The organism is Vibrio kasasachensis (assembly GCF_050337565.1).
GTDB classification, from domain to species: Bacteria; Pseudomonadota; Gammaproteobacteria; order Enterobacterales; family Vibrionaceae; genus Vibrio; species Vibrio kasasachensis.
This window is the reverse complement of sequence record NZ_JAKJTB010000007.1, coordinates 1-6,199: the sequence shown is the minus strand read 5'-3', so window position 1 is coordinate 6,199 and position 6,199 is coordinate 1. Positions and strand designations below refer to the sequence as shown.

Below are 6,199 nucleotides of genomic sequence, written 5' to 3'. Positions count from 1 at the left end.
CCGTTAACATCCTCGCGGTGAATGACAGTGACTATAGCTACTTCAAGAAAACCGTTAAAAAATCCTTTGGTCGCTCAAAAACCACCATTCGTGAAAGCTATAACGAAACCGTAAAAGGCAGCGCGCTTTCTGGTGAGAACATCAATATCTCTGCCCACAAAATTGAAGGAGTGCAACTGTCGGGGGGGGAGAGCGATATACAACTGGTTGGTGCAAACCTAAATGCCTCTGAAAACGTCAACCTTTCTGCGGATGGCGACGTGGTACTCGCGGCACAATCTTATAAACAGTACCACCGAGAAGAATCAATTAAAAAGGGTCTGGGTGGGCTAAGTGGTAAACGCCAAGGCAGCATTGATGATGCGACCTTACTCAACAGCGCCAATGTTATCACTGGTGCCAACGTCAACATTGCCGCGGGGAATGATATTGGCGTGATTGCCAGCAATGTCGTCGCAGGGGGTAATGTTGATTTAGAGGCACTTGACCAACTGTTGGTCAGCGCTGGTGAAGAACTAAAACAAGCGCAACAGTGGAGCGAAAAAACCAGCTTCTTATCAGGCGGTAGCCTGTTTGAAATGGAGAAAAAACGCAGTGGTGTAGAATCGAAAACCGCCAAAGCCAGTACCATTCAATCGGGTGGTGACATTAACGCCAGCGGTGGCTCAGTAAAGGTGATTGGCTCGCAGCTTAATGCGCAAGAGAGCATCAACGCCCACGCAGATACCGGCAATGTCGAAATCGTCGCCGCCAAAGAGTCTAAGCATCAATTTTCAAGTGAAGAAAAAATTGAAGTGAAGCTCAACATGGACGTTCTAAAAGGCGGCACGTTTGAAAATGGTCAATTCAAATACAGCATTGGCGAAGCCACTTACGACAAAGTCGATGAGCAAATAGATACCACCACCAACCAAAGCAGCCAGCTTCAAGCGGGCGAAGACATTGCGATTAACGCGGAATCCGACATCGTTGTCGAAGGCTCCAACTTATTTGCAGATGCGGATAACTCCAACTCGGGTGATATAAGCCTAGCGGCGAAAGATAGCATCACTATTAAAGAAGCCAAGGACACACAAACAAGCCAAAGAGATGAGCTGCACGGCAAAGCCGAAGTGAGCTTAGTGGTTCAGCATCAGGCGGTGGAAGTAGTAAAAGCGGCAAAATCATTGTTGGACTCAAAAGATGCGCTAGAAGAAGCAAAAGAATCGTATAAACAGTTTAAGAAACAGATTACATCGTTAAAAGGGACCCTCGAAGGGCTTGAAGATGACTATCGCAATAAAATCCCAGGGGTTGCATTTGATGATATTGAAGAACTACGAGATCTCGTCATTGCTGTCGAAGGGGATAAAGAGTGGTATGTCGCTAATATTGCGTTAGCGGCCAAAGATGTAGTCTCAAAATCACTAGCTTTGAGCCAACAAGCCGGAGCGACGGGCCCCAGTATTGCCACATTGGGTTTTAATGCAGGTATACATCTCGACATCGAAGCGACAGAAACAGAATCTCGCAACAGCTCAACACAGTCTGTGGGTTCTAACTTACTAGGGCAGAACATAAAAATATCGTCGGGAATGGCGGAAAATGAACAAGTTACCGTTCAAGGTTCAAATCTTATCGCAAAGAACAAAACCCAAATATCGGGGAATAAAGTTGAGATTTTGGCATCAAAAGATACCAGCCAAGCTAGTTCTAGCAGTAAATCGGGTTCAATTGGAGCTTCAGTAACTGTTTACGGTGCGGCAAGTGGCATAAACCTGAGTGCAAGTGTCGATAAAAATGAATCTGAGTCCCGAACGACGACGTTTAACAACAGTTTGGTTGAAGGCAACGAGATAGTCATCGAATCAGATTCAGATACCTTGATTAAAGGTGCGAATATTATTGCTGATAGCGGCATAAATATGAATATTGGCGGCGATCTAACGATTGCGTCTGAGCAGAACCGAGCGAGCTCAAGTAGCAAAGGTAAGGGAATATCAGCAGGTGCTAGCTTAACGGGAGGAGAGCTTCATAAAAGCGGAGCTAAACAAGGACTCATTAAAAACCTAGATGGTGCGGGTGAATTTTCCGGTGGAAATGGTGGGATCCGCTTATCTAGTGGTCGTTCGTCATCAAAAGAAACTGTTTTAACATCGCTAGAATCGGGCGGTGAGATCAACATCAACGTTGGCAATCACACGCAATTAGAAGGCGCCAAAATCGCGACTGTCGATAAAAGTGGCAATGATCTCGGAAAGGTGAACCTCGAAACGGGCTCGATTGATTTCGTTGATCTTTCAAATACTCATTTTGATCAAAATAAGAACTTTAGTGGTAATACTGGTTTTTCTATTGGTGAAGATGAAGAAGATGGCAGCACAGTCATTGATTGGTCGAAAGGCAAGACCTCGCTGGTCCACTCAAACACGAGCCACTACTCCAAGACTAAGACACTTGCCACCGTAGGGCAGGGAAATATTACGGTACGAGATGAAGAATCAGATTTAGTTCGACTGAACAGAGATATAGAAAAAGGTGACAAAGCACTTTATAGCGTTGATAGAGAACAAGGTGATTTTGATGTCACGATTGACCATCGGCTGTTTAGTAAGGATGGATGGGAGGATATTGCGCTCGATCTGGAAAAGATGGGAGATTTAATTGCTAACGTCTCTAAGGTTGTGGAGGATATTGATGCGAACGAAAATCTTGGGGGTAAAGACACTCATGTTCTGTTGGTGAACAACCAAAAAGCAAGCGAGTTAATTCGAGATCTTAAGCACAACCCTGAGCATAAAGAGTTAGTAGAAGCATTAGGTTCGGAAGATGGTGACACCGCCGCTAGCGCAACGAAGCAATTGGCTCAGTTGGCACTCGATAAATATGGTTTGGACTTAAAAGACCTCAACTTTTACGACGGAAGTAAAACAGACAGCAGTTCGCTAAAAGATACCATTGCCAGAAATACCAAAGCCGCGACGGTGACGGATAAAAACAGCGAACACTATCAAGAAGTGTTCGTCGATGGTGGGGATGGCGCAGGTAAGAAAGACATACTGCAATCAGTGGGTGAAGAAATCATTGAGGTGGTTGATTTACAGTCAGACTCTACCCGTTGGTTTACTGATGAGTCAGAGGCAACACAAGAAGCCATTACCCAATCATTTGGTGAAATGCTCACTTCTCAACTAGAAAACAAGTTTGACAACGTATTAACCAACACAAGTTCAAATCAGTTCAAACAGAGCCTCAAAAACAGTAGTGCAGTTAAACACGGTACGAAAACCGCCAACCAAGTAGGCAGTGCCAAGGTTGATTATCGCATGTACCGCTACAAAGAAGCTAAGGTCATGGATAATATCCGTGGCAGAATTGATAGTGATAAAAGTCTAACTAACAACCAAAAACAGCAAGCTAAGGTGCAATTAAGTGCATTGGCATGTGCCTCTGTGAAATGCGCTGAGCAGGTTCCTGAAAACGATCCGTACTATAAGCAATTAACGGCTTTACAGGATGCTGGCGAGAAGTTGCAGGCAGACGGAGCTTCCTTAAAAGGGATGCTAGGAGAAGATGCAGAAGGGCTGTTCGAACATGATTGGTTAGATAGCGTTAATGATACCGTTCTCAAACATGATGAAGGCATAACTAAAGGCGGTGCGATAGTCAACGTTGTATCTGGCTATGGTGGGGCAGCTGCTAGTGCAATTGGAGGCGCTGCCATTTGTACCGGTGGAGTAACTTGTGCTGCTGGAGTTGCATTAGCGACTCTTGGTACTGATGCTGGATTAGAACAAGGTCGCGAAGGGCTTAACAAGCTCAATGAGGATTACAGTTCTACAATTGGGGAATCAACATTTAATTCCGCATCTACTGAAACTCACGAAGGAGATGTTAATCCGGTTGGCGACCTTGCTATTGATGCTGCAGTGGGTGCTGGAACATTAGTACTTGAGGCTGTCATAGCAAAAGCTGGAGGGAAAGCCCTAGATAAAGTTGTTGATGTGGTTGATCAAGCGGGATCGGGTAAGAAAGCTATAAAAGACGTTGTTACTGCGGACAGCAACGTTAGTAGTACCAATCTATCAACAAGTAAAGACGGTGTTACAAGTAAACCCATTAGTCATTACTTGAACAATACTACCAACCCAGAAGTTCGAGAAGTATTCGTGAACCAAGCCGTGAATGTTAGATCTGAAATACCTGAAGAGCTGGCAAATAAAGGCAACCTAGCACTTGCCGATGTGAATATCCCAGGGCTACCAGATAAGATGAAAGCATTTAGTCGTTTTCAAAAGGGTGAAAACGGTTTTGTGCCTCTTCCTCAAGGAGAGACAATTCTTAAACCACTGTCAGTTAATAAATATGGAGTGGTTGATGGAAAGGAATCTTTTTCTAGAGTATACGATGGCGAGTTTAAAATTCTGGAAACTACAGCTAGAGTTCTTGGCGATAATCCTAACGCAACAGGGAGAATAGATCTTTTCACTGAACTTAAGGCTTGCACATCCTGTGGTGGTGCTATTCAGCAATTTAGGTCAAAATATCCAAACATCCAGCTTAACGTATTCACTAAAAAATAAATGGAGAACAGATGTGAACTCTTGGGGATATACAAATTATTTGATTTCGATAAAGCAAGATATGAATTTAGCTATGGACGAATTAGGAATGTCACCTATTCAGTCCTTTGGCTTCGCGCACAACGAACTAGCATACCGACTAGAGATCTTTCCAAATGAAGTGCCGTTGGCGTTAATAGCTTTGTCAGTTTGTTTACTCGAGTTTCATCATTTAAATGAATTAGATCCTGATATTGGATTCATTCCTGAACTTATGGAGAATATGGTTGATTCTCGAATTGACGCAGCAGTACGAGATTTAGACAAATCTGATATGAAAGAATTCGATGCTGCACTTGCGAAAGTTAAGCTGGAGATATCCTCTGAAACACCTCTATAGTTAAAACTACTTCAAAACGCCACTCATCCGAGTGGCGTCCCTTCCCAGAACCACCCAATCCACCCACAGGAAATTAAAAGGACACACACCCTAAAGTAACCAAAGTATGGTTTGGTGATAACCTCGTTGTAAGTTGGGATGTTCAGTATTGCTGTTGTTATTTGGTCTTTTATTCTGAGTAGGTTAAACCCCACTTGAGACTGATTATGACGACAGCCAGAAAACAACAGATATCCGTGGATGCAACACCGTATTATCACTGTGTTTCTCGCTGTGTTAGGCGCAGTTTCTTATGTGGGGTTGACCCGCTAACAGAGCAAAGCTTTGAGCATCGCCGCGAGTGGATAAAGCAAAAGTTATATGCGCTCTCACAAGTCTACTGCATCGATATTTGCGCCTACGCGATTATGAAACCATTAACAAGGACAGGCACCGCAAAGTAACCAAAGTATGGTTTGGTGATAACCTAGTTGTAAGTTGGGATATTTAGTATTGCTGTTGTTTTTGGGTATTTTATCCTGAGTGGGTTACACACCACTTGAGATTGACTATGACGACAGCCAGAAAACAACAGATATCCGTGGATGCCACACCGTATTATCACTGTGTTTCTCGCTGTGTTAGGCGCAGTTTCTTATGTGGGGTTGACCCGCTAACAGAGCAAAGCTTTGAGCATCGCCGCGAGTGGATAAAGCAAAAGCTATATGCGCTCTCGCAAGTCTACTGCATCGATATTTGTGCCTACGCGATTATGAGCAACCACTATCATCTAGTAGTGCATATCAATCGAGATAAAGCACAAGCGCTTTCCAATCATGAAGTTGTTGAACGCTGGCAACAAGAGCACAAACTTCCAAGCTTAGTATCGCGTTGGTTATCAGGGCAATCAACCAGTGATGCCGAAACTGAAGCTTGCATGTCAATCATTGACTCTTGGCGCTCTCGCCTATGGAGCCTCAGTTGGTTTAAGAATTAGAGGGACACACACCATAAAGTAACCAAAGTATGGTTTGGTGATAACCTTGTTGGAAGTTGGGATATTTAGTATTGCTGTTGTTTTTGGGTATTTTATCCTGAGTGGGTTACACACCACTTGAGATTGACTATGACGACAGCCAGAAAACAACAGATATCCGTGGATGCCACACCGTATTATCACTGTGTTTCTCGCTGTGTTAGGCGCAGTTTCTTATGTGGGGTTGACCCGCTAACAGAGCAAAGCTTTGAGCATCGCCGCGAGTGGATAAAGCAAAAACTA

Annotated in this window: 2 protein-coding genes and 3 pseudogenes; all 5 read left to right on the top strand. The window is 43.9% G+C overall.

Annotated features, from left to right (window positions below):
* Window positions 1-4,562 (top strand): hemagglutinin repeat-containing protein (locus L4C38_RS00270; protein WP_428795534.1); only part of this gene is annotated, 4,562 nt, incomplete at its 5' end.
* 73 nt (window positions 4,563-4,635) lie between these two features.
* Window positions 4,636-4,941 carry a hypothetical protein gene (locus tag L4C38_RS00265; RefSeq protein ID WP_428795533.1) on the top strand — a complete coding sequence of 102 codons (306 nt, stop codon included), beginning with the start codon at window positions 4,636-4,638 and terminating at the stop codon, window positions 4,939-4,941.
* A 206-nt stretch (window positions 4,942-5,147) separates the two neighbouring features.
* Window positions 5,148-5,351, top strand: a pseudogene (locus L4C38_RS00260) (transposase); the annotation flags it as partial.
* Window positions 5,352-5,491: 140 nt separating this feature from the next.
* Window positions 5,492-5,908: pseudogene (locus tag L4C38_RS00255) on the top strand (transposase); the annotation flags it as partial.
* A 138-nt stretch (window positions 5,909-6,046) separates the two neighbouring features.
* Window positions 6,047-6,199: pseudogene (locus tag L4C38_RS00250) on the top strand (transposase); the annotation flags it as partial.

Bases quoted from the DNA above. Each gene is read 5' to 3' on its own strand.
- L4C38_RS00265 (WP_428795533.1), top strand. From the start codon at position 4,636: ATGGACGAATTAGGAATGTCACCTATTCAGTCCTTTGGCTTCGCGCAC.